Source organism: Tenggerimyces flavus (assembly GCF_016907715.1).
In the GTDB taxonomy this organism is placed as follows: Bacteria; Actinomycetota; Actinomycetes; order Propionibacteriales; family Actinopolymorphaceae; genus Tenggerimyces; species Tenggerimyces flavus.
The window spans coordinates 1,815,156-1,839,340 of record NZ_JAFBCM010000001.1; the positions used below are offsets into that span (position 1 = coordinate 1,815,156).

Annotated in this window: 20 protein-coding genes and 1 tRNA gene; 12 read left to right on the forward strand and 9 right to left on the reverse strand. The window is 68.9% G+C overall.

Annotation, left to right across the window (positions count from 1 at the left end; translation table 11 throughout):
• Window position 1: 1 nt before the first annotated feature.
• From argS to JOD67_RS08405, 5 genes are all read right to left on the reverse strand, one after another.
• Complete coding sequence (gene argS, locus JOD67_RS08385) at window positions 2-1,636, reverse strand: arginine--tRNA ligase (protein ID WP_205116801.1); 1,635 nt, start codon at window positions 1,634-1,636, stop codon at window positions 2-4.
• Between the two features lie 65 nt (window positions 1,637-1,701).
• Window positions 1,702-3,204 (reverse strand): DUF4832 domain-containing protein, encoded by a 1,503-nt coding sequence (locus tag JOD67_RS08390; protein WP_307782318.1) that lies wholly within the window; start codon window positions 3,202-3,204, stop codon window positions 1,702-1,704.
• 243 nt (window positions 3,205-3,447) lie between these two features.
• Window positions 3,448-4,701 (reverse strand): HNH endonuclease signature motif containing protein, encoded by a 1,254-nt coding sequence (locus JOD67_RS08395; protein ID WP_205116803.1) that lies wholly within the window; start codon window positions 4,699-4,701, stop codon window positions 3,448-3,450.
• 629 nt (window positions 4,702-5,330) lie between these two features.
• The gene (locus JOD67_RS08400; protein WP_205116804.1) at window positions 5,331-6,299 is read right to left on the reverse strand and encodes a hypothetical protein; all 969 of its coding nucleotides are present in this window, start codon (window positions 6,297-6,299) and stop codon (window positions 5,331-5,333) included.
• Between the two features lie 53 nt (window positions 6,300-6,352).
• Window positions 6,353-8,500 (reverse strand): glycoside hydrolase family 2 protein, encoded by a 2,148-nt coding sequence (locus tag JOD67_RS08405; protein ID WP_205116806.1) that lies wholly within the window; start codon window positions 8,498-8,500, stop codon window positions 6,353-6,355.
• A gap of 436 nt (window positions 8,501-8,936) precedes the next feature.
• Between JOD67_RS08405 and JOD67_RS08410 the strand changes: the two genes are divergently transcribed.
• The 4 genes from JOD67_RS08410 to JOD67_RS08425 are packed head-to-tail and all read left to right on the forward strand — an operon-like array spanning window position 8,937 to window position 12,674.
• On the forward strand, window positions 8,937-10,274 hold the full coding sequence (locus JOD67_RS08410) for an ABC transporter substrate-binding protein (protein ID WP_205116808.1): 1,338 nt from the start codon (window positions 8,937-8,939) through the stop codon (window positions 10,272-10,274).
• A 6-nt stretch (window positions 10,275-10,280) separates the two neighbouring features.
• On the forward strand, window positions 10,281-11,174 hold the full coding sequence (locus JOD67_RS08415; RefSeq protein WP_205116810.1) for a carbohydrate ABC transporter permease: 894 nt from the start codon (window positions 10,281-10,283) through the stop codon (window positions 11,172-11,174).
• A complete protein-coding gene (locus JOD67_RS08420) occupies window positions 11,167-11,982 on the forward strand; it encodes a carbohydrate ABC transporter permease (RefSeq protein ID WP_205116812.1) in 816 nt (271 codons plus the stop codon). The genes JOD67_RS08415 and JOD67_RS08420 overlap by 8 nt, the downstream gene beginning before the upstream one ends.
• The gene (locus JOD67_RS08425; protein ID WP_205116814.1) at window positions 11,979-12,674 is read left to right on the forward strand and encodes a hypothetical protein; all 696 of its coding nucleotides are present in this window, start codon (window positions 11,979-11,981) and stop codon (window positions 12,672-12,674) included. The genes JOD67_RS08420 and JOD67_RS08425 overlap by 4 nt, the downstream gene beginning before the upstream one ends.
• Here the strand turns inward: JOD67_RS08425 and JOD67_RS08430 are convergent.
• From JOD67_RS08430 to JOD67_RS08440, 3 genes are read right to left on the reverse strand one after another with little or no spacing between them, the layout of a single operon-like run.
• Window positions 12,588-13,400 carry an ABC transporter permease gene (locus JOD67_RS08430; protein WP_205116816.1) on the reverse strand — a complete coding sequence of 271 codons (813 nt, stop codon included), beginning with the start codon at window positions 13,398-13,400 and terminating at the stop codon, window positions 12,588-12,590. The two genes, JOD67_RS08425 and JOD67_RS08430, sit on opposite strands and share 87 nt — an antisense overlap.
• Window positions 13,393-14,181 (reverse strand): ABC transporter permease, encoded by a 789-nt coding sequence (locus JOD67_RS08435; RefSeq protein ID WP_205116819.1) that lies wholly within the window; start codon window positions 14,179-14,181, stop codon window positions 13,393-13,395. Before JOD67_RS08435 ends, JOD67_RS08430 begins: the two co-directional genes overlap by 8 nt.
• The gene (locus JOD67_RS08440) at window positions 14,178-15,167 is read right to left on the reverse strand and encodes an ABC transporter ATP-binding protein (protein WP_307782319.1); all 990 of its coding nucleotides are present in this window, start codon (window positions 15,165-15,167) and stop codon (window positions 14,178-14,180) included. Before JOD67_RS08440 ends, JOD67_RS08435 begins: the two co-directional genes overlap by 4 nt.
• A gap of 87 nt (window positions 15,168-15,254) precedes the next feature.
• On the opposite strand from JOD67_RS08440, the gene JOD67_RS08445 reads away from it, so the two are divergent.
• Window positions 15,255-15,887: a hypothetical protein gene (locus tag JOD67_RS08445; RefSeq protein ID WP_205116821.1), complete on the forward strand. Its 633-nt coding sequence runs from the start codon at window positions 15,255-15,257 to the stop codon at window positions 15,885-15,887.
• Here JOD67_RS08445 and JOD67_RS08450 read toward each other — a convergent pair.
• Complete coding sequence (locus tag JOD67_RS08450; RefSeq protein ID WP_239554609.1) at window positions 15,878-16,219, reverse strand: metallopeptidase family protein; 342 nt, start codon at window positions 16,217-16,219, stop codon at window positions 15,878-15,880. The two genes, JOD67_RS08445 and JOD67_RS08450, sit on opposite strands and share 10 nt — an antisense overlap.
• 45 nt (window positions 16,220-16,264) lie before the next feature.
• Here JOD67_RS08450 and JOD67_RS08455 point away from each other — a divergent pair, with 45 nt between their 5' ends.
• The 7 genes from JOD67_RS08455 to JOD67_RS08485 all read left to right on the forward strand — a co-directional run bounded on the left by JOD67_RS08455 (window position 16,265) and on the right by JOD67_RS08485 (window position 24,185).
• A complete protein-coding gene (locus JOD67_RS08455; RefSeq protein ID WP_205116825.1) occupies window positions 16,265-17,905 on the forward strand; it encodes a metallophosphoesterase family protein in 1,641 nt (546 codons plus the stop codon).
• A 35-nt stretch (window positions 17,906-17,940) separates the two neighbouring features.
• Window positions 17,941-18,013 (forward strand) — tRNA-Glu (locus tag JOD67_RS08460).
• Window positions 18,014-18,318: 305 nt separating this feature from the next.
• Window positions 18,319-18,546, forward strand: coding sequence for a hypothetical protein (locus JOD67_RS08465; protein WP_205116827.1), 228 nt, complete (start codon window positions 18,319-18,321; stop codon window positions 18,544-18,546).
• A 99-nt stretch (window positions 18,547-18,645) separates the two neighbouring features.
• Window positions 18,646-18,801 carry a hypothetical protein gene (locus JOD67_RS08470; protein ID WP_205116829.1) on the forward strand — a complete coding sequence of 52 codons (156 nt, stop codon included), beginning with the start codon at window positions 18,646-18,648 and terminating at the stop codon, window positions 18,799-18,801.
• Window positions 18,798-19,505 (forward strand): sulfotransferase family protein, encoded by a 708-nt coding sequence (locus JOD67_RS08475; RefSeq protein ID WP_205116831.1) that lies wholly within the window; start codon window positions 18,798-18,800, stop codon window positions 19,503-19,505. The genes JOD67_RS08470 and JOD67_RS08475 overlap by 4 nt, the downstream gene beginning before the upstream one ends.
• 41 nt (window positions 19,506-19,546) lie before the next feature.
• Window positions 19,547-22,558, forward strand: a complete 3,012-nt coding sequence (locus JOD67_RS08480; protein ID WP_205116832.1) for an AfsR/SARP family transcriptional regulator — start codon at window positions 19,547-19,549, stop codon at window positions 22,556-22,558.
• Between the two features lie 367 nt (window positions 22,559-22,925).
• Window positions 22,926-24,185, forward strand: a complete 1,260-nt coding sequence (locus tag JOD67_RS08485) for a hypothetical protein (protein WP_205116833.1) — start codon at window positions 22,926-22,928, stop codon at window positions 24,183-24,185.

A 24,185-nucleotide genomic window follows, 5' to 3' on the forward strand; every position in this document is an offset into this window, starting at 1 on the left:
GCTACATGCGTTCGGGAGCCGTGACGCCGAGCAGACCGAGACCGTTCGCGAGGACCTGCCGTGCCGCGTGGCAGAGGGCGAGGCGGGCGCGGTGCAGGTCGGTGGTCTCCTCGTCGCCCATCGGGAGGACGCGGCAGGTGTCGTAGAACCGGTGGTACGCGCCGGCGAGCTGCTCGAGGAAGCGCGCCACCCGGTGCGGTTCCCGGAGCTCGGCGGCGGCCGCGACGGTCTCGGGGAAGGCGCCGATCGTACGGATCAGCTCGCTCTCGCGCGGGTGCTCGAGGAGGTCGTACCGGTCGCCCGGCGCGATGCCGAGGTCGTCGGCGGCGCGCGCGATCGCGGCGAGTCTGGCGTGGGCGTACTGGACGTAGAAGACGGGATTGTCGTTGGCCCTCTTCCCGAGCAGGTCGAGGTCGATGTTCAGCGTCGCGTCGACCGAGGAACGGATCAGCGCGTACCGTGCCGCATCGACGCCGACCGCTTCGACGAGGTCGTCCATCGTGACGATGTTGCCAGCCCGCTTGCTCATTCGGACCGGCAAGCCGTTCTTGACAAGGTTGACCATTTGGCCGATCAGCACCTCGACTGTGGTGGGATCGTTGCCAGTCGCGGCCGCTGCCGCGCGGAGCCGGGCGATGTAGCCGTGGTGATCGGCACCGAGCAGGTAGATGCAGAGGTCGAACCCGCGCTCGCGCTTGTCGAGGTAGTACGCGATGTCGCCGGCGATGTAGGCGGGCTGGCCGTCGGACTTGATGACCGGGCGGTCCTTGTCGTCGCCGTAGTCGGTCGATCTCAGCCACCACGCGCCGTCGTGCTCGTAGAGAGCGTTGGTCTGCCGGAGACGTTCGACGGCCTTGGCGACGGCGCCGTTGTCGTGCAGCGTACGTTCGTGGAACCAGACGTCGAAGTCGGTGCCGAACTCGTGCAGTGAGCGCTTGATCTCGTCGAACATGAGGCCGACGCCGCGATGGTGGAGGACTTCGTCGTTGTCGCGTGCGGTGGGGTCTTGGGCCAGGACCTGTTGGGCGATCTCGTCGATGTAGGCGCCGACGTAGCCGTCCTCGGGTGCCGGCTCGTGATGGGCGGCGGCCTTGAGGGAGGCGACGAACCGGTCGATCTGCGCGCCGGCGTCGTTGAAGTAGTACTCCCTGGTGACGTTGGCGCCGCGGGCTTGCAGGACACGGCCGAGCGCGTCGCCGACCGCGGCCCACCTGGTGGCGCCGAGGTGCAGTGGGCCGGTGGGGTTGGCGGAGACGAACTCGAGGTTGACGGCCTTGCCTTCGAGCTCTGTGCCGGTGCCGTAGTTCTCCTGCTGGTGAAGGACGTCGGCGACGATGCCGCCGAGCGCCTGGGTGGCGAGCCGTACGTTCACGAACCCCGGCCCGGCGATCTCTGCGCCTTGGATGCCGTCCTGAGTGCCGAGCTCGTCGGCGATCCACTGCGCCAGCTCGCGCGGCGAAACCCCTACCTGCTTGGCGATCCGCATGGCGACGTTCGTGGAGTAGTCGCCGTGCTCGGGGTTCTTCGGCCGCTCGACGGCCAGCTCATGCGGGAGCGCTTCGATGGCCAGCCCGCGTCGGACCAGCACGTCGGTGGTCACCGTGCGGATCAGTTCGGCAAGCAGCGCGGGAGTCATCGCGCGAGCATAGGCCCACCCTCCCTTCCCGGCGGACTGCTTTTCGCCGGCAAGGGGTGACGGGTCTAGTCCACGCGGTGCGGGCGGCGGGCGTCGTCGCAGTCGCCCGTCCGGGGTTGGTTGCGGCTCACGGTCAGCGTGTGGTGGAGGTCGTTGTAGCCGGTCGCCGCCTCCCACACGTCGGCGTTCGCCAGCCGTACGGCGTAGTCGCTGTTGCGCTCCGGTGTGGCGAGGGAGTGCTCGGCCGCGGGGAGGTTCAGCAGCAGGTCGTAGCGACCGGGCGGGATGGTGGCGCAGATCTCGGCTTCCACTTCGACCGTCCTGCCGGCGGACCAGCGGCGCGGGTCTTCGCGCAGGTTGACCGCGTACGTACGCGACGCGCTCCGCAGGATCAGCTCGACGTCGCGCTCGTTGTAGGGCGAGGCCCATCCGTCGTTCCGCAACGACAGCTCGACGTCCAAGGCGCGATCGGGCCGTACGCCATCGGTGAACTCCCCATCACGCAAGGAGATTCGGTAACCCAGGCGGCGTTTCGCCTCGTCGATGTTCGCACCCCAGCTCCCCAACACGTCCCTGTTGTAGTCGGAGTTCAGGTAGCTGTAGTGGTAACGCGCCATCTCGGCGGACGCCGACGCCCACTCCGAGCGCGGCGGGTTGACGGTGCAGGTCTCGCCGCCGATCGGCACGTAGCGGGAGTCCTGGGCGAGGTACTCCTGGTCGAGCGTGATCGGGTCGGACAGGAACGTGCCGAAGTCGTCCGGGCTGGCGAGGAAGCAATCGTTGTGGTGACCGACGCGCGCCACGTTCCGTTCGGAGAACGCCTCCCGCGACGTCAGCGCTCCCTCGACACCCGTGGGACGGTTGAAGATGCGCTGCTTCATCATCATCGTGCGCACCTGCACCATGCGCGAGTCCGGCAGCGCGTCGAGCAGCGCCAACACGACCTCGCGGCGCGCGGCCCAGTCGGCGTCGGTGACCTCGCCGGGGTTGGCCGGGTCGGCGACGAAGTGGTCGGTGTAGTACCACTCGCCCCACAGCCCAATGAACCCCGCCTGCACCGCAGCGATCACGTCCGCGTTCTGCCGGAGGACGGGCGCGAGCTGGTCGATGTGGCGGAGGACCCGCTCCTTGGGCGCGTCGCCGTACGGCGGCTGGTAGGGCCAGGCGTCCTTCGGCTGCGCGTACGCGAACCGCACGACCACCTTCACCCCGTTGTCGCGTGCGGTCCGGAAGTCCGCGCGGACCTGGTCGAGGTAGGCCTTGTCGAGATCGGCGCCGACGAAGCGCTCCAGGTAGAACACGCGCAGAATCTGGGTGATCTGCTCGTTCTGCCGCCACTCTTGGAGCTTCACCGGATCCAGCGGCGCGTACCCCGTCCCGTCGACGCGCGCGTGCGTCTCGGTGTGGTGGTAGAAACCGCGGTCGGGATTGGCGATGATCTCGTCCGTCCCGACGTAGGTGTGCCGGGTCTCGTTGTGGTCGCCGCCCGACCCGTACTCCGGAGCGTAGGTGGCTCCGGTCCCGAGAACGAGGACGGCCGCTGCGGCTACGAAGAGTCGACGCCTCACGATGTACCCCTCCAGAATCGTGACGGTTCGAGCCATCCCCGTGATCGCGAAGCTAGCGACGCGGCCGAACCGGTGTCAACGGCATCTCATAGGACGAGGGGTCGGCCCACCCGATGAACGGGGCAATCAGGGGCATCTCGCCGCCGCCACCAGAGGCCGCCTGTCCAAGTCTGGCCGTCCGGGGATTCCACCGTGACAGTTGGCGATTTGGCCACGCGCAGCACTCGCCGCCCCGGCCGCCGCTTAGGCGGCCGGGGTGAGGCGGTGGTTGCGGAGTGGTCGACGCTGGGGGTCGATCCAGTCCGGGGGTAAGAACTCGGGTAATCCGTCGAGTGCGATGCGGACTTGCCAGGCGCCTTGGTGGATGAGGCGGTGGTGATACCCGCAGAGCAGGACCCCGTTGTCCCGGGTGGTGGATCCACCCTTGCTCCACGGAGTGACGTGGTGGGCGTGACACCAACCGGGGGGCCGATCACAGCCAGGGAACGCACACCCACCGTCGCGAAGCTCGAGCAAGCGGCGCAGCTTGCCTTGGAACAGCCGCTGCTGGGCATCGGTCAGAAGACTGACCCGACCGGGCTGGTCCTCGGGCTTCACCAAGTAGGTGCGGTCCGCTTCGCACATGAGCTGGTCGACGAGTTTGCGGGACAGTTCGATCCCGGTGTGCAGGGTCCGCCCGCCAGTCTGGGTGAGGGTGACGACGAGTTGGGTGGGGTTCCCACCGTGGGACGGAACCAGTTTCTCGGCCAACAACCGGCGGCAGGCCTCGTCGAGGGCGTCGACGTTGCGCTGTTCGGGGAGGCGGGTATCGCGGCCGTCGGATCCGGGCTGGGGTGCGGCGAGCGGGTCGAGGACGAGTTTGAGGCGTTCTCCGACGAGTTTGGGGAGTCGGGCGGTGACCCGCCATGTCCCTGACGTGGTGTCGAAGGTCATGCGGAGGAACCGGTCCCGTTCGGCGCTGGCTTCTTCTTGTTTGAGCTTCAGTTCCAGGACCTGGTCGGCAAGATCCGGGGCGACGACCGTCAACAGATGGTTCCCGACCTTGCCCAAGACCTTGGGGTCGAAGGTGGCGGCATTCTTCAGCAGAGTGGCTTCAACTTGGGACCGCAGCTCGGGTGTCGAAATGTGGGAGGGCAGCATCTGCACCACGCGGGAGATCACCCGGGCATGGCCCACCGATAGGTGGCCGTCAGCTAACGCTTGCGCGGTGGCGGGCAGCTCGGTGTCGAGGTGGCTGGCCAGCTTCACCATCGCACCGGCCTCAGCAGTCGGGACCCGAAGGACGCCGGCAACCCACTGCGCGGTGTTCGCCGCACCCGCCGACACGGCGAGGTTCCGGGAGTCGGCCTCGCGGATGAGCTCGAGCTGGCGGCCTTGAAGCTGGTTCAGCTGGGTGGCGTTGTCGAGGAGTGCGGTGGTGAGTTGGTCATCGGTCATCGACCACGCCGATACACCATCGGCGGTGCCGGTGGTGTTCGAGCAGGTGGTCGATTCCATAGCAGAATTCTACCAGCCGAATCTGGCTAATGCCCAACCCGGCAAGGGCAATCCCCGACATCATCGCCACCGCAAGCGACGGCGGGCCCCACAAGAAGCCGCAACACGGCAACAAACCCAAGGCGCAGGCAGGCCTGTCCCGGGGAACTGTTCCGGGGGCGGGGGCGGCGCGTATGAAACAGGTGGCCGGGCCGGGGCGAGTCAAGGGCCGCAAAGCGGTCGCGAAGCGACGCCTCTCTCCTCCGCGAAGCGCCCCAGAGAGGCGCCCTTGACGCGCCCCGGACCGGCCACCACACTCGACCGCCGCCACAGCCCGACCAGCTGATTGCCCAAGCACAGTTGAGCAAAGCAACAGAGGACAGTACGCCCCCAAAGGGCGATGGTCGAGAGGTGGAAGGGACGGAAGGGTGACGGCGACCGGGATGGAACGCAGGAGTGGCGGCGCGCGACGTGGCAACCTGCAGCCGGAGGTGAGGTGGCGACGGGCTGGTGGGTGAAGCGACAGCGTCATGGCTGTAGTGGTTGGGGGGTACGGGAGAGGTCGCGGGAGCAGCCGGGAGCCGGAGCAAGCAATGGCCGCGAAACGGCACAGCATCGCGCGCCCATGCGGGAGCAGCAGCGAGCCGTGGCTAAGCCCGGCGGGAGTGGCGTTCGAAGCCGCCACACCCAATAACCTCCAGCGCTCCGAGCTCAGCCTCGACGTCGTCCAGCAACAGGTTCAGCCCGATGTTGTCCCCCGCCGCATGTGGCACCCGCACGATCGCCACCCCCGCGGCCGCGGCCGCTTCGGCGTAGACCGGCTCGCAGTGGATCTGGAAGACCGTACGTACGCCCGCCGCGCCCAGCAACGCGTACGCCGACGGCGGGAAGATGTAGCCGCCGCCGAACTTGTGGAACACCCGGCCGACCTCGCGCTCCGGCGACGCGCCGAAGATCCGCGGCAGCGCGCCGAGCTGGGTGGCGGCGGACGCGATCTCGGGGATCGTCAGCAGCGCGGGGATCGTGTCGGCGAGCGTCGCCGGCTTCGCCTCGTCGAGCGCGGCCTGCACGCCCACGCTGATGTAGAAGTCGGCTGGCGTATGGATGCACGCGAACGGGAGATCCAACAGCTCCGCCACCGCCGGCCCGCGGCTGTGGTTGTCCTCCATGCCGGCGAGCTTGGCCTCGATGTACGGCAGGATCAGCGCCTCGGCCGCCGACCGGTTCACGCCCTCGGCGACGAGCGAGTCGATGTCGTACGTCATGAAGTCGTGCGGCAGGAACGCCGACCGCCCGACCCCGTGCACGTGGTGCGCGATGACCGCGTCGATGCGCCGCCCCTTCTCACGCAGGCGGTCGGCGAGGAGGAGCTCGGGGATGTGGATGTCGACGCCGAGCAGCACAGTGGTGAGCTCGGTGTCGTCCGGTCCGCGCGCGATGCGGACGTCGCCGTACGGGTTGCGGAACCGCTCCTGGTCGTAGAAGGGCTGCTGCCACTCCGGCAGAAGCTCGTACTCCTCCCGCCGGCGCTCCAACTGCGCGAGCAGCGCGGCCTCGCCGCGGAGGTCGTGCTTCATGCCGAGACGGATGGACAGCTCGTACAGCTCGCGCAGCGTCACGTGGGTTCCTTCATACGAAATACGAGAGACATCTGGCGTATTCGAGAGAAACGCTACGACGTCGTAACCGCGAGCGTCAAGGAGCCGACACCAAGCCTCGGGTGCCGGGCGGTCACGGCCACCGGACCGGTCGCGCCAGGGAGCGAGCGGACCCACACCGCGAACGCGCCGCCGTTGGCTTCCAGAGCGAACGTGGGGTCGCCGACCAGCACGGCAGGACCGCGAAGCTCCACCGACACCTCGCCGGTCGTGGTCGTGCGTACGTTGCCGTAACGGTCGACCGCCCGGATCACGACGCGGGTGGCGTCGGCGCCGTCGGCGACGAGCTCGGCGGACGAGGCCGCCACCGACAAGACGTCGGCCCCAACGTCGGCCGAGAAGTGCCGCGTGAGCACGAGACGGTCGCCGACGTACCCGTCGATGCGCAGCACCTCCAACGAGGGCGAGAGATCCACGAACGACGGCGCGTACGCGATCGAAGGGAAGCGCTCCCGGTCAGGAAGCGCCGACGTGACGTGCGCGGAGCCGACGTACAGCTCGAGGCGGTCGCAGTTCGAGCAGACCAGCTCGCCGCGGCCGAGCGGCAACGCGGGGTCCCAGTGGAACGCCGGCGCGATCACCGGACGGACGGCTGGCGAGACCTGCGCGGCATAGATTGCCGCACCCAGCTTGGGGATCCGGAACGTGTCGCCGACGCCGTTGCACTTCAGTCGATGGTCGACCCAGCCGTTCATCGAGTCGTAGTCGAACGCCTGCCACGCGAGCACGCCGGCGTAGCGCGGATCGCGGGCGGCCTGGTCGTGCACCTGCGCGTGCAGGAACGCCTGCCGCGCCTGCACCGACGGCGGGTCCGTCCGCCGGTAGAAGTGCGGACCGGCGAGCGACCCGATCGCCTCGGTGACGAGGAACGGGATTCCGTCGAGCGGCGGCTTCAGCGTCGCGCCGGACTCGTCGTGGGCGTAACAGTTGTACGCGAACACGTCCTGCGCGAACCCCTCCGCCGAGTGGAACTTGGCGAGCATCGCGCCGCTCGTCTGCCGATCGGGATCGAGCCGTTTCGCCAACGCCTGCGTGCGATCGTAGAGCTCGGGCCAGAGCTCGGACTCGTTCACGCGGACGCCCCACACGACAACGGACGGCCGGTTGCGGTCCCGCCGGATCATGTCCTCGACGTCGCCCAGCGCCAGGTCCTGCCACGCGGCGTCGCCGACATGCTGCCACCCGGGGATCTCCTCGAACACGAGCAGGCCGAGCTCGTCGCAGGCGTCGAGGAACGCGGGCGACTGCGGGTAGTGCGCGCACCGCACCATCGTGCAGTTCAGTTCCTCGCGGAGGATGCGGGCGTCCTCGCGCTGCACTCGGTCGGGCATCGCCATGCCGGCGTACGGATAGAGCTGGTGGCGGTTCAGGCCGAACAGTTGGACCCGTCGACCGTTGAGGTAAAAGCCGTCGTTCTCGAAGCTGGCTTGGCGAAACCCGATCCGCGTACGTACCTCGTGCTCGCCGAGCAGGGTGCGGACCTCGTACAGCCGAGGCCGGTCGAGGTCCCACAGCTCGACGTCCGTGAGCCCGTCGAGCGTCACCCGCGCGACGTTCGACCCGGCGGTGAGCGAGAGGTCGACCTCGGCGCGGGACACGACTCCGGAGGGTCCGTGCAGCTCGACGACGAGCCGCGCCGGACCGGCGGACGTGGCGTCGAGCGTCGCCTCGACCTCGACGCGCCGCCGTTCGGCGTCCAGGACGTCGAGCGGTCGTGCCCAGACGTCGCTGACGAACGTGGGCGGCACCGCGCGCAGCGCGACGGAACGATAGAGCCCGCCCGGTTGGAAGTAGTCCACTCCGGCGGCCCCGAGCTCGTGCCCGTTCGGCGGAACCGGCTGCCAGGTCGCGTCGACCTCGATCGTCAGCGCGTTGCCCCGCGGGCGCAGGTACGGCGTCAGCTCGTGGCTGAACGGCAGATAGCCGCCGCGATGCGTGCCCACCTCGGTCCCGTTCAGGAACGTCCGCGTCGACGTCATGGCGCCGGCCACGTCGAGGAACACCCGCCGCCCGGCGAAGTCGGCGGGCAGGTCGAACGACCGCTCGTACGTGAACACGCCCTCCCACGAGGACGGCTCCCAGTCGCGCCACGACAGCGGCGCCACCGTGTGCGGCAGGGTCACCGGCGCACCCTCGAACAGCCAGCCAGATGTCAGCTCCACCCGTGACATCCTGCCGCGCGGCTGTCGATAGCGTCACCACGGTGAGCGAGAACGGGGAAGTCGCGCGAGGTCCGCTGCCCGCCAAGCTGGAGGCGCACGGGGTGCTGGCGGTTGGGCGCCGATGCCGCTCTACCTGGTGAGTGGGCGCTCTACGTGGCGTACATCCCACGTAAAGCGGCGAATGATCATGTAGACATGATCATTTGCCGTCACTGGGGAGCCACACGGGCAGCGTGCTCGTCGGCCCATGCCGAGACGCCGCTCCACCGCTCCAGCCACTTTCGTCACAGGCGCGAGGCGTCCGCGGCAAGCCGCCTTTGGCCAAGACCGGTGGAAGCTTGACGTCCCCGCGCTGTGCTGGCTAGCGTGAGAAAACGATTGCTGATCAAGCTTCACCGGGGTCAAGGCGCTGCTGGCGAAACGCGAGGAGAGTGCCATGACGAGTGGCGGCAACACATCCGGCGCCCGGTACGTGCGGAGCCGGCGGCAGTTCCTGCGCGACACCGCGGCGCTCGGCGTCGGGCTCGCCGGGCTCACCGGAGTCGGCGGGCTCGCGAGCGCGTGTGGCAACGGCGACTCGGGCTCGTCGGACGGGATCACGTTCATCAGGTACGGCGACGCCGGTGCCGCGAAGATCTGGGCCAAGATGGTCGAGCTCTTCAACAAGGACCATCCCGACATCAAGGTCACCGTGCGCAACATCGCCGCGGACAGCTGGGCGGCCTTCTTCGACTCGGTCTCGGTGCAGATCGCCGGCGGCCAGGTGCCGGACGTGGTCCACGTCGCGACCGAAGGGCAACGGCTGTTCATCAGCCGCAACCTGGTCGAGCCGATCGACACCTACATCGAACGCGACAAGGCCGAGCTCGAGCCGTACTTCAAGGACGTCCACCCCAACCTGATCAAGTGGACGAACGAGCTCACCTCCCCGGGCGAGGAGACGTTCTACCTGCCGCACGGCTTCAACACGATGTGCATCCACTACAGCACCGAGATCTTCCAGAAGGCCGGCGTCGACGAGCCCGGCGACGACTGGACCTGGGACGACTTCCTCACGATCTCCCGGCAGATCAAAACCAAGCTCCCGCAGACGTTCGCGATGGCCGTCGGCGCGACCCACTTCGCCGGCGCCGCGCCGTGGCTGTTCACGAACGGTGCCAACCTGCTGAACGACGACTGGACCCAGGCCACGGCCGACACCCCGGAGGCCATGGAGGCCGCGGAGTTCATGCGCCAGCTCGTCGCCGAGGGCTTGAGTCCCAAGCCTGGTGGAGAGTTCGACGCGTTCACCGCGATGACGCAGGGCAAGCTGGCGATGTTCGGCGGCGGGCGCTGGCCGACCGTCACGCTGCGCAGCCTCAACTACGTCGACAAGGTCAAGATCGTTCCCTGGCCGCAGAAGACCAAGCAGGGCTCGCCGGTCGGGTGGGACGCGTACCCGATCCTGAAGGGGTCCAAGAACAAGGACGCCGCGTGGGAGTTCGTGAAGTTCATGTGCTCGGCCGAGGCGACCAAGCTCTACGCCGAGCAGACCGGCACGATCGTGCCGCCGTTGAAGTCGATCGCACAGAGCGAAGCGTTCCTGAAGAACGCCCCAGCGGGCAGCGAGAAACTCTATGAGGCCTTGACGTACGCGACGCCGATCCCGTCGCCGGACGAGGGGAGCGCGATCGAGCACTCGATCATCGACTCGTTCACCCAGGTCCTTACCGGCAACGTGAAACCCGACGCCGCGCTGAAGCAGCTGAACCAGCAGATCCAGGCGAAGCTGTAGCGCGTCATGCCTGGACGGTTCGCCCGCTGGCGCAGCGAGGCCGCGTACGCCTACTACTTCCTCAGCCCGGCGTACGTGTTGTTCCTGGTCTTCCTCGCCGGGCCGCTGCTCGCCGCGATCGTGCTCAGCCTGTTCCACTGGGAGCTGCTGGGCTCGGCGGAGTTCGCCGGGCTCGCCAACTTCGCCCGGATGGCAACGGATCCGGTCGTCGGCGCGGCGATCGGGAACACGTTCCTGTTCACGTTCTGGTCGGTGGTGCTGCACATCGGGCTCGCGCTGCCGCTGGCGCTCGCGGTCAACCGCGCGATGCCCACGGTGCTGACCTACTTCCTGCGGACGACGATCTTCTTTCCCATGCTGGTGTCCTGGGCCGCGGTCGCGCTGATCTGGAAGTACATCCTCGACCCCAACTACGGCTTCATCACGCACTACCTGCAGCGGCTGTCGCTGCCCGCGCCGAACTTCCTCATCGACAACGCGTGGGCGATGCCGGCGATCATCGCGGTCGACCTGTGGAAGACGATCGGCTTCACGTTCATCATCATGCTCGCCGGGCTGCAGGGGATCCCGGCCCATCTGCGCGAGGCGGCGCTCGTCGACGGTGCCGGTCCGTTGCAGCGGTTCTGGAACGTGACGCTGCCGCTGCTCTCGCCGACACTGTTCTTCGCGACGATCATCACGTTCATCGGCGCGTTCCAGATCTTCGAACCGATGTTCATCATGACCGACGGCGGCCCGGGCAACCGGACCGTGAGCATGGTCATGCACATCTACGAGACCGGGTTCCGCTCGTTCGACATGGGCTACGCCTCGGCGCTCGCGCTCGTGGTCTTCGTGGTGATCATGGCCGTGACGCTGTTGCAGCTCCGCCTCGGCAGACGCTGGGTCCACTATGACTAGGCGCTGGGTGCTGAACGTCGCGCTGATCGTGCTCGGCTTGGTGATGATGGCGCCGTTCTACTGGATGCTGCTCACCTCGTTCCTGCCGCCGGAGCTGGCGTTCCGGCTGCCGCCGGTGTGGTTCTCCGCGACGTTGACGATCGAGCACTTCGCGTCGGTGTTCGAGCTGATCCCGTTCGGCCTGTTCGCCCTGAACAGCTTGAAGATCACGCTGATCGTGACGACCGGCTCGTTGGTCGTCAGCGTGTTGGCGGCGTACGCGTTCGCCCGGCTGCGCTTCCGCGGCCGCGACGTGCTGTTCGTGATCCTGCTCGCCTCGTTGATGGTTCCGAGTCAGGTGACGGTCGTGCCGACGTTCATGGTGCTGCGTTCGCTCGGCCTGGTCGACACGCACGAGGCCGTCTACCTGCCGCAGCTCATCAACGTGCTCGCGATCTTCCTGCTCCGGCAGTGGTTCCTCACGATCCCGCGCGATCTCGAGGATGCCGCCCGCATCGACGGCGCCGGGCACTTCCGGATCCTCCGGCACGTGATCGTGCCGCTGTCCGGGCCGCCGCTCGCCGCGCTGGCGATCTTCATCTCGCTCGCGGCCTGGAACGACTTCTTCTGGCCGAACATCATGCTGTCGACACCCGAGAAGCTCACGATCCCGGTCGGACTGGTCTACCTGCAGGGCGAGTACAGCACCGGCTCGCCCGTCGTGATCTTCGCCGCGATCTCGCTGGTCGTGGTGCCGATCCTCGTCCTGTTCGTGCTCGCGCAACGGCCGATCACGCAGAGCCTGGCGATGACGGGCCTGCGCGGATGACGATCGTGAACGCGCTGCGTGCGGTGGCCGGGGAGTTGCCGGTCATCGTCGGTCGGACCGTGTGGACGCAGCTGCCGCTGCTGTTGGTGGTCGATCTGGTCGTGGTGGTGGCGTGCGTTCCCGGTGTGCTGGTGGCTCTGGTCTGGCCGATGCTGGCGCCTCTCGTCTTCGGCGCTGTCCTCGGCCCGGTCTGGGCCGGCGCACTGTCCGTCGCGGGTGCCCTGGTGCGCGACGAGCCATGGTCGGTGCGGAACGGCCTTGCGGGATTGAAGATCGGCCTCGTTCTCGGCGCCGTCGGCGCGGCCGCCGTGGGCACGTTGACGTTGTGGAACGCCAACCCGGAGCGGACTTGGCTGCTGGTGCCGCTGTTCGTCGACGGGACCGTGCTCGCCCTGCTGGCCGTCGCGAGCCTCTCCGCCTTCACCCTCGCCGAGAGCGGCCTGCGCGGCTGGAACCTCTGGCTGTCCGCGCTGCGGCTCGCGGCCCGTCGCCCCGTCCTCACGGCCGGAACGTTGGCGCTGGCGATCCTGGCCGGGCTCGCGGTGAGCTGGCTGCCCGCCATCGCGCTCGTCCTGCCCGGCCCGTTCGCCGTCTTCCTGGCCGCCTCAGTGCCCCGGGCTGGCGTAGTGCCTGAGCTGGCGGTGGAAGAACGCGACGGCGGCCGCGTACAGCAGCACTCCGACCGCGGGTGACGCGTACGCCAGCCAGACCGGGACGAACAGGTCGGCCTCCCGTCCGAGCAGCACGGCAGCGGGGAAGAACCCGGCGTACGCCAACGGCAGCACGAACGTGAGCAGCTGCGCGACAGTCCGTGGCAGAACGCTCAACGGGTACGGGCCGAACGTCACGAACACCAGGTCCGCCACCCGGAGCGCCGGGATGCTGACGAGCAGCCGGAACGACAGTGACGCGAACGCCAGCATCACCGCGGACTCCACGAGCGCGCTGCCGACGACCGCCACGATCAGGAACGCGACCGAACCGACCGTCCACACGATCGGCGCGGCGACCGCCGTGATCGTGAGCACGACGAGTCCGAACACGATGTCGCCGACCGCGGTGACCTGGAAGCGCCGGGCCAGCAGCTGGACGAGCGGGTTCACCGGCCGGAGCAGGAAGCGGTCGAACTCGCCACGCCGGACGACCTCGTCGGTCCCCCAGAGCTGGCCGGACAGGACGCCGTGCAGGGCGTGGCCCATCGCGCGGATCCCGTACACGAACGCGACCTCGACGAAGCTCCAGCCGCCGATGCTGCCGAACGCGAAGACGATCACACCGACGAAAGCCAGCGACACCGCCTCGTACGCGATCGCGCCGATGGCGGTCATCACGAAGTCCGCGCGGTACTGCAGGGCGGACTGCAGGCCGATGCGCAGCAGCACGCCGTACTGGCGCAGGGTCGACGGCGCCTCAACCACCCTGCACCACCACCCGGTGCTTCGCGCGCGACCACACCAGCGCGCAGAGGCCGGTGAGCACGACGACCCACAGCAGTTGCACGCCGAGCGCCGCGACGAGGCCGCCGGTGGGGCGGCCGAAGTAGACCGAGAGCGGGGTGTACGTCGCCGCCTGGAACGGCAGCGCGCGAGCGATGGCCTGCAGCCAGTCGGGCATGAACCACAGCGGAAGGACGGCGCCGGACAGGAACGTCCGGACCACGGCGAAGGCCATCTCGAACCCGCCGACCTCGACCGTCCAGAACGACGTCAGCGCCATCAGCAGCGTGATCAACTGAGAGACCGCGAACGCGAGCACGAGGCTCAGCGCGAAGCCGACGGCCGCTTCGGCGTTCTCCGGTGGCGCGAGGCCCTGGACGGCGAGCCCGGTGGCGAGCCCGACCGCGACCGCGGGGAGCGCGGCGAGGACGTACCCGGTCTGCACGGCGAAGTTCTGCGTGAGCAGGCCGATCGGTCGGGTCAGGTCGACGCCGATCAGGCCGTCGCCGACGCGCGCGGCGATCGACCAGTACGGCGAGGTGTCGAGGATGCTGGCGATCGTGAGGCCGAGCACGGCGTACCCGACCGCGGTCCGGACGTCCGCGCCGGCGACCGTGCCGCCCTGGTCGGCGTAGATCGCGCGCCAGACGACGCTGTAGAGCGCGACCTGGATCGCGAGGATGCCGAACGTGAGCAGGGTGGAGGTCCGGTACGACCAGGGCGTGAGGTAGCCGATGCGGATCTGGCTCCAGACGCGCCTCATGCCGGCAGGCCGCGCTGGGTGTAGATGCGGGAGACGACGTCCTCGAGCCGCGGCTCGACGACCGCGAGGTCGACGACCTCGGCGGCCGCGGTGGTCGCGGCGATGATCGCCGGCGCCTTCACCTGGTCGGAGCGGAACCGCAGCGTCACGACCGGTCCGTCGCGGGCGACCTGTTCGGCGCCCTCGACGGTGACGTCGTGCGGACTCGCCAACGTGACAACGAGATCGCGGTACGGCGCGTAGCGGGACATCAGCTCCGACAGCGCGCCGTCGTACAGCACGCGCCCGTGGTCGATGAGCACGATGCGGCGGCAGAGGCGTTCGACGTCCTCCAGATCGTGCGTAGTGAGGACGACGGTGGTGCCGCGTGCTTGGTTCGCGTGCGCCACGAACTCGCGGATCCGATGCTTGGCGACGACGTCGAGGCCGACGGTCGGCTCGTCGAGAAAGAGCAACCTGGGTTGGTAGATCATGGCTGCGGCGAGGTCGCCGCGCATGCGTTGTCCCAACGACAGTTGACGAACGGGTGCGTCAAGGAACTCTTGCATGTCGAGGAGCTCGACCAGCTCGTGCTGCCTCTTGTCGCCTTCTGCTGCCGGGACGCCGTACAGGTCGCGGATCGCGCGGAACGACTCGCGGAGCGGCAGGTCCCACCACAGTTGGCTGCGTTGGCCGAAGACCACGCCGATGTTGAGCGCGTTCGCCTTGCGGCGCCGGGACGGGTCGTTGCCGGCGACGTCGACCGTGCCCTCGGTGGGAGTGAGGATGCCGGTGAGCATCTTGATCGTCGTGGACTTGCCGGCACCGTTCGGTCCGAGGTAGCCGACGAGCTCGCCTTCGTGGATGTCGAACGAGACGTCGTCGACGGCGCGGATGACGTCGTACTCGCGGCTGAGGAACGTGCGCAGCACGCTCATCCGGCCGGGGACGCGCTTGGCGCGGCGGAACTCTTTGACCAGCCCTGCGGCGCGCACGAGGAGGGACACGCGTCACACTCGCAGCCGACCTCTGCGCCTCGCAAGGGAATTAACGCGTACTGTTTCTGATTCCACCGAATGCTGGAGGAAGAGCGCGTGAACGACCTGCAGGGTTACTACCGTGAACTGACCGCGCGGCTGAAGGCGTTGGCTGACTCCGAGCCTGTACGCAAGGTCGAGGAAGCTCGGCAGAAGGCGCTGGGCGAGCTGCTCGAGCGCATCCAGAGCTCCGATCTCCGTGAGCGCGTGGAGGAGGCGTTCCAGCAGCAACAGCGTTCGCTGGTCGACTTCGCACACGCCGTGCAGGGCGTGCTGAGCGCTCAGCAGCAGGCGATGGCGGAGCTCATCGCGCAGGTGGAGCGGAACATCTCCGATCGGCTGCCCGGGCGCGGATTGCAGGACGAGGACGAGCTCGCGCCGTTCCCGCCGCCCCCGGCCGCGGTGTCGGCCGCGCCGGAGCCCGCTGCTGCGCCTGTGGCGAAGAAGGCCGCCGCGAAGAAGTCTTCGGCCAAGAAGGCCGCGGCCAAGAAGGCGCCCGCTGCCAAGAAGACCGCCGCCAAGAAGACGGCGGCGAAGAAGACCGCGACGAAGGCGGTCGACGGCTCCGAGCCGGCCGCGAAGAAGGCCGTGGCGAAGAAGTCGACCGTGAAGAAGGCGGCTGCGAAGAAGACCGCCGCCAAGAAGACCGCTGCGAAGAAGGCCAGCCCGAACGGTTCGGCTCAGTCGTAGCCGAGCTCGTGCAGGCGGGCGTCGTCGATGCCGAAGTGGTGGGCGATCTCGTGCACGACCGTGATGTGCACCTCGTCCACCACGTCCTCGACGGACTCGCAGATCCGCAACGTCGGGTTCATGTAGATCGTGATGCGGTCCGGTAGCACCCCGGCGTACCAGTCACCGCGTTCGGTGAGCGCCACGCCGTCGTACAGGCCGAGCAGGTCCGGCTCGCCCGGCGGCGGATCGTCCTCCACGAACAGCGCGACGTTGTCCATCAGCGACGCCAGCTCCGCCGGGATCGTGTCCAACGCTTCGGTCACAAGCTCCTCGAACCGTTCCCGACTCATCTCCAGCACGCACATATTGTGGGTGACGGGGGTAGAAGGGAACCAATGGCCGACGTAACCGAGCGAACCCATCGCGGTCGCGACGCCGTACGAAGGTGGCGCGCCCGCTTCCGGATCGCCGGCCGGTTCCTGGACAAACCGGTGAAAATCCTGGCACTGATCGTGCTCGCAGGCGTGGGCGCGACGCTCGGGATGGTGTTCGGCGGGGTCACGCATCCGTCCATCGGGCCGGTCGAGACCACGATGCGGATCGCTCCGAGCTGGAACGGTGAGTCGGTCGTCGAGCTGCCGCCGCTGGGCACCATCAGCATCGACAGCCACGACGGGCCGCTGCGGCTCGAGGCGCGCGTCGACCGGATCAACCAGGCCGACGCGGAGGCGCTGTTCAAGGATCCGGCGGTGATCTCGAACCTGCCGGACACGATCGGCGCCGACCTGCGTACGGGCGTCGTTCAGACCGCCGTACGCGGTGGCGTGGCGGCGGTGCTGGGTGCGGCGGTGATGGTGCTCATCGTCGTCCGGCGCTGGCGCCTGTCCCTGGTCGCGGGCGGTGTGGCGCTGGTGCTGGTCGCGGGCTCAGGCATCGCGGCGGGGACGACGTACGACCCGCGTGCGATCACCGAGCCGAAGTACACCGGTCTGCTCACCTCGGCCCCGTCGCTGATCGGCAACGCGTCCGACATCGCCGAGAACCTGGACGAGTACCAGGAGGAGCTGACCCGGCTCGTCACGAACGTGACCCGGCTGTACGACGTGACCTCGACGCTGCCGGCGTACCGGCCGCGCTCGGACGTGATCCGGCTGCTGCACGTGTCGGACCTGCACATCATGCCGTACTCGTGGCAGCTGATCGCCTCGGTCGTGAAGCAGTACCAAGTCGACCTGGTCGTCGACTCCGGCGACATCTCCGACCACGGGCTCGCGGCGGAGAACGCCTACCTCGACCCGATCAAGAAGCTGGGCGTGCCGTACGTCTGGGTGCGCGGCAACCACGACTCGCTGATCACCGAGCAGGCGATGCGGAAGATCAAGAACGCGGTGGTGCTGGACGGTCACGTACGCGAGGTCTCCGGGATCCGCTTCCTGGGCGCCGGGGATCCGCGGTTCACGCCGGACCGCTCGCACCGCGACACCGCGGAGGAGACCGAGGCGGTGGCGCGGCAGGCGCTGTCGATCGCGAAGGTGGCTTCGCGGGAACGTACGCCTCCGGACATGATCGTCTACCACGACAGCGCCGGCGCGCAGTTCTTCGACGGGTCCGCGCCGCTGCTGCTGACGGGGCACGGGCACAAGCGGCTCGTGCAGTTGCTGCCCGGCGGTTCGCGCCTGATGCAGGAGGGCTCGACGGGCGGCTCCGGGCTGCGCGCGATCGAGGCGGGGCCGGACAAGCCGCTGCCGATCGAGATGTCGGTGCTGTACCTGGACCGTTCGACGCGGGCGCTGGAGGCGTGGGACGAGATCACGATCGGCGGCCTGGGCCTGCGATCGGTCCAGATCGAGCGGCACCAGGTCTTTCCGGACGATCTCGAGAAGCCCGTGACGCCCACGCCGATCCCGACGCCGTCCGGCCCGGTGCCGGAGACCCCCTTGCCCGCACCGACGATCACCCTCACGCCGCTGCCGTCGGTGACACCGTCGGTGACGCCAGGCGCAACCAGTTTGGCCCCCGACAGGTCCAACCCCTAGACTCAGCCCCGCGCCACGCGGCGGACATTCCGCGCGCCCTCATCGTCTAGAGGCCTAGGACGCCGCCCTTTCAAGGCGGTAGCACGGGTTCGAATCCCGTTGGGGGCACGGGGTCGCCGACCCTGCTCGCTGACCTTCGGTCAGCTTCGGCGTGCCCGCATTCCTCACTGGGGGGCAGAGCCCCCCAGACCCCCGCGATTCGTGGCGGGCCTGGGCGGGACGGTTCCGTCCGGCCGTGGTGCACGGTCTTTGCTCTTCTTGTCTGAGCGGTCTTCGGTCAGCTTCGGCGTGGCACGGTGTGCTTCTATGTGGCTGCGGGGAGTAACCGTTGGGCGCGGTTGGGGCATCGTATGGCGGTTTGGGTGGCCGACGGCTGTCGGTACCGAGGGTGGAGTGGGCATACTGGAACTCTGATGGAGTCCTCTCGCGCGACGACGCGTCGTCACCTGCCCACGAGTCCCTTCAAGCCCCGCGAGCCCGATCCGATCAAGGTGTTCGAGGTCGGCGACCGCGTGTCTCACGACAAGGAAGGACTGGGACGGATCAGCTCCGTTGACGGCGAAGTTGCCGTCGTCGTCGATTTCGGCGGCGGGAGACTGATGCGCGTCGCAGCCCCCTTCTACAAGCTGGACACGCTCTGACCTTGACCTGAGTCGGATGAAACTCAGGTGAAGCGGATGTGAAGCCGGTGCCCGGTGGCATGAGTCCGTACGAGTTCCACGTACGGACGGAGGAGTGCCATGCGCGACAAGGGCAACGGCGCAACCACGCTGTCGGTCCACCGCACCTCGCAGGGGTTGGTCCGCTACCGCAGGTGGCCCGACGGCGGGGTGAGCGTCGAGCTGGTTGACGAGCCAGCCACGCTCCTGGCCTGGGTGTCGACGGCGAACGCATGAGCCCAGGACTACAGGTCATCGGTGTCGGCCTGCACCGGACCGGATCGATGTCGGTGAAGGCGGCGCTGGAACGGTTGGGGTTCGGGCCGTGCTACCACGGTATGGAGGCCCTGCGTCGGAGCCGCGACGGCGACCACTGGCACGCCGCGTACGAGGCGTACGAGGCTGGCGGCGAGTACGACTGGGCGCGGATCTTCGACGGCTACCGAGCGACCATGGACTGGCCGACGGTCTACTTCTGGGAGCAGTTGGCCGCCGCCTACCCGGACGCGAAGCTCCTGCTTACCGACCGCGATCCCGAGAGCTGGTGGGAGAGCCACGCGGAGATGTTCCGGCGTGGCCTCGCGTTCGGCGAGTCGCTCACCGACGAGCAACAGCAGTGGGCGGAACGGTCCGGCTTCGCGCGCATGCAGGCGGCGCTGGGGAGGGGCGCGGCGGGGACGTTCGACGGGCGGGTGTTCGACAAGGAGCACTGCCTGCAGGTGTTCGCAGAGCACTACGAACGGGTCCGAAGCACGGTGCCCGCCGAGCGGCTGCTGGTCTACCGCGTCCAGGAGGGCTGGGAGCCGTTGTGCCGGTTCCTCGGCGTCGACGTTCCGGACGAGCCGTTCCCGAAGGTGAACGTCGGCGACCGCTTGGTGGACAACATCAAGACGGCGATGCGACTGGCCAGAACGCGGACGGGTGAGCCGGCCTGGCGCTGACACCCTAGGGTGATGGGAGTCGTCAGCGCAGCGAGGGAACCTTGCCCAGATTGACGGTCGGCGTACTCGGCCAGCTCGAGGTCTCCGTGGACGGCCGCCCGGTGCGGCTCACCACTGGCCGGTTGCGCGCGCTGCTGGCCGTCCTCGCGATGTCGGCCGGCCAGACCGTGTCGATGCAACGCCTGACCGCCGCCGTGTGGGGTGACGACCCACCGCACAATCCCAAGCGCAGCCTGCAGACGTACGCGACGCGGCTGCGCGCCGAGCTCGGCGCGCAGCTGATCAGCGGCCACTCCGGCGGGCTCGTCCTGGACGCCGCTGCCGACCAGGTGGACGCGCTGCGGTTCGAGCAGCTCCTCGACGACGCGTCACCCCGGGCCACCCCCGCCGAGGAACGCCAGCGACTCGACGAGGCCCTCGGGCTCTGGCGCGGCGAACCGTTCGAAGGAGTCGAGTCCCGCTGGCTCGACGAGACGCTGGCGCCACGGCTGTCCGAGCTGCGGCTCTCGGCGTTGGAACGCCGGATCGACCTCGATCTCGCGGCTGGACGCCATGGCGAGCTCGTCGGCGAGCTGAACGAGTGGACCGTACGGTGCCCGCTGCGGGAGTCGCTCTGGGCCCGGCTGCTCGTCGTCCTCGACCGCTGCGGGCGGCGCGCCGACGCCTTGGAGCGCTACCACCACATCCGGCTCCGCATCGCCGACGAGCTCGGCGTCGACCCCAGCCAAGAGCTCCAGCAGGTCTACGCCGACCTCCTCGCCGACCAACCCGCCGTCGCCGAACCGGTGCCGGCGTCCCTCGGGGTCCCGCAGCAACTGCCCGCGCCGCCACCGGTGTTCGTCGGCCGCACCGCCGAACTGACCCAGCTCGATGCCGACGACGACAGCCCGACGGTGGTCATCACCGCCATCGACGGCATGGCGGGGGTGGGCAAGACGACCCTCGCCGTCCACCTCGCGCATCAGCTGGCCGAGCGCTATCCGGACGGCCAGCTCTTCCTCGACCTGCACGGTTTCACCGAGGGCATCGAGCCGGTCGACCCGAGCGACGCGTTGGACCGACTGCTGCGCTCCCTCGGCGTACCCGGCGAGCAGATCCCGCCGCAGCTCGACGCTCGCGCCGCGCTCTTCCGCAGCCACCTCGCCGACCAGCGGGTCCTCCTCCTGCTCGACAACGCGGCGACCGAGGCACAGGTCGCGCCGCTGATTCCGGGAAGTGCGCACTGCCTGGTGCTGATCACGAGCCGCCGCCGCCTGGCCGCCCTCGACCAGACCCGTACGGTGTCGCTCGACGTGCTGCCCCCGGCCGACGCGCTCGGGCTCTTCACGACCACCGCCGGCCCCGAACGCCTCGCCGGCGAGCCACCCGAGCTGCTGAGGGAGCTCGTCGAGCTGTGCGGACGGCTACCGCTCGCGCTGCGCATCGCCGCGGCCAGGCTGCGCATGCACCGTACGTGGACGGCGCGACATCTCCTGGATCTGCTCGCCGATCGTCAACGCCGGCTGGACGAACTCGACCTCGGCCGGCGAAGCGTCATCGGTGCCCTCGACCTGTCGTACCACCAACTCACCCCTCGCCACCAGCATGCGTACCGGCTCATCGGTCTCCATCCCGGACCAGACCTCGACCTGCACGCTGCCACGGCGCTCCTCGACGAAGGCGACACGCAGAGCACGCGGCGGCTGCTCGAGGAACTGCTCAGCGCGCACCTGATGCAGGAGCCGACCCCCGATCGCTACCGGTTCCACGACCTCACCCGCCAACACGCCGCGGCCATCGCCGGCGCGGACGAGCCCGCGGCCACCCGCCGGTCGGCGCTCGAGGGGTTGTTCGCGTCCTACCTGCACACGGCGGCCGTGGCGATGGACGTCGGCTATCCGTTCGAGTACGAACGCCGCCCGCACCCCGCTCCGGGCGACCACCCGGTGCCGTCGTTCCAGACCGCCGAACAGGCGACGACCTGGCTGGACCTCGAACTCCCCAACCTGCTGGCCGTCGCGCGGTACACGGCCGAGAACGGCTGGCTGGACCATCCGCCGCGACTGGCCGCTCTCCTCGAACGGCACCTGATGAGCCGCGGCCGTACGACCGACGCCGAGCGGCTCGACCAGCTGGCTCTGGACACGGCTCGCGCCGCCGGTGACGCCGTAGCCGAGGTCGACGCGGTGGTACGCCTCGCCCACCTGCATCGACTCGCCGGCCAGTACCCCCAGGCAGAACCGCTCTACCAGCGGGCGCTGACGTCGGCACGGGAGAGCGCCTACCGGCGGGGCGAGGCGGACGCGCTGCACGGGCTCGGGCAGATGCAACGGCTGCAGGGCCAGTTCGCCGAGGCTTCCGACTCGTTCGGCCGTGCTCTGGATCTCGCGGAGCTGGCCGAGTACCCCACCGGAGCGTTGGAGGCGCAACTCGGACTCGGCCACCTGTACAACGGGCGCGGCCAGCACGAGCTGGCAGCGAAGCACCTCACGCGGAGCCTGGCATTGGCCCGGGACACCGGCCACCGGTTCGGCGAGCTGGACGCCTTGTTCGGCCTGGGCTGGACGCACCTCGCCCAAGACGACGCGCGGGCAGCCGACGACTTCGCCGGCGCGTTGAAGATCGCGCGCGCCGACGGGTACCGGATCGCCGAGCTGGCGTCGTTGACCGGTCTCGGCGGCGTACATCTGAAGCACGGCAGGTTCGAGGAGGCCGCCGGCTGCTACGAGGACGTCCTGTCCAGCGCTCGCCAACTCGGCAAGCCCAACTGGACGTTCGAGGCGTTGCAGGGACTCGGCCGGGCACGGCTGAGTCAGGACCGGCCGGACGACGCCCTCGCCTGCCACCAGGAAGCGCTCGACATCGCGAACCAGATCGGCCAACAGGTCGACGCCGCCCGTGCGCACGACGGCATCGCTCACGCGCACCGCGCTCGCCAGGAGCACGACCAAGCTCGGCGGCATTGGCAGCTGGCTCTGCGGACCTTCGCCGAGCTCGGGATCGAGAGCACCTCGGAGGACTGGATGGCCAGCGTGACCGCGATCCGCGGCCACCTGGCGACGTACGAGGACTAGCGTAGTTCGCCTAGGGTTGCCTCACCCGGCCAGTGGCCCCTCTACCTGGCGTCTACCCGGCGTAAAGGGGCAAATGATCATGTAAACATGATCATTTGCCCGGGCACCGGGCCGGTTCGCCTACCACTCGGCCGGACGCGTACCGAAGAACCCTTCCCAGCCGGTGAACCACTCGCGGTCGAAAGCGATCATGTCGTCTTCCCTCCTGTCGATTCTCCTTGGTGGACGGCACCAGACGAGCGCTTCATTTCTGCTACGGATCGGCTTCGCCGTACCCCCGCCCGCCACCGCGCGCTGAGGCCGATGTGAAGCGTCGTCGGTCCATACTCGGCAGCTGTGTCGACTTCCGAGACGCACGGAGGAACTGGTGACCGACGGGCACGCTCCACCGCTTCCCGTACCTGGCAGGACGCCTGAGTCCGGGTACGAAGGCGGGGCCGACTTCTTCATGGACTTCGCCGCGGTGCCGGGACTGGGCACGATGATGGAACAGGCGACCGGCTACTGCAGGCAGACCGGGCGATTCGTCCGGGACCGGGAGTACGCGGAGCTCGAGAGCGACGGCGACGACGCGTTCGGCGTGGTCCGCAGCAACCACGACGCCGTTGTCGAGCATGCCGCGTCCTGGTTCGACAAGGCGGCGGACCCGGTGCTGGCGACGACCGCGAGCAAGATCGACGCGACGATCCGGCTCTTCAAGGACACCGAGACAGCCAACACGGCCACGATCGACGCCACCGTGCCGAGTCGGCTCGACACTGTCGACGTGTCGCTGCCGCCATGGGACACGACGCAAACCCCAGCGGAGAACACCTCCCTCGGGGACGCCAAGGTCTTCGGGCCGTTCGAGTTCGTCGAGGATCCGGCAGGTGCACTGCACGAGCCGCGCGACTACTCAGACGATCCGGGGCTGGCCTATCACCCGAGGATCTGGGACGTTCTCGGCCCGAGCGCGGCCAGCGCCGCCCGTGCCACCGTCATCGAGGTCACCAACTTCCTTGCAGGGCTTTCCATTCTCGACAAGTCGTACGACCCCTACGAGGTGTTCACCAAGCCGCTCGTCGGTGACTGGGCCGGCCTGCGGAGGTACGCGGACGTACTGCGCCAAGCCGGCGACGCGGCCGAACGTACCGGCATCGGCATCGATCGCGCCCGCCACCTGCTCGGGCCGGTGTGGCGGGGACGTTCCGCCGACGCCTGCGTGGTGTGGCTCGGCGCGGTCGCGACGCCGCTGCGTGAGGCGCCCGGCGCGTTGGACGCGATGGCAGACGAGTACGAGCGTGCTGCCGAAGGCGCCGCGGCCTACCGCGGCTTGATCGAGGAAGCTGCCAACTCGCTCATCGACTACGCGTTCTTCATCGCGGGCACGGTGGCGGTCGGAGCCGGCGGAGCCGCCGCGACCGGCGGCGTCAGCGCTGGCGTCGCCGCGGTGATCGCCGGAGGGGAGATCGTCCTGCTGGTCCAGGCCATCACCAACCTGTTCGAGCTGATGAGCAAGTACGAAGCGGTCAAAGCCCTTGTCGCGGCGGCCCAGAACGACTTCGGCGACCTGCAAGCCGGCGGGCAGCTGCCGAACCTGCCCACCGTCACCGGCGACGCCAGCGCCATCTCCGTACTGCCCTCCTGA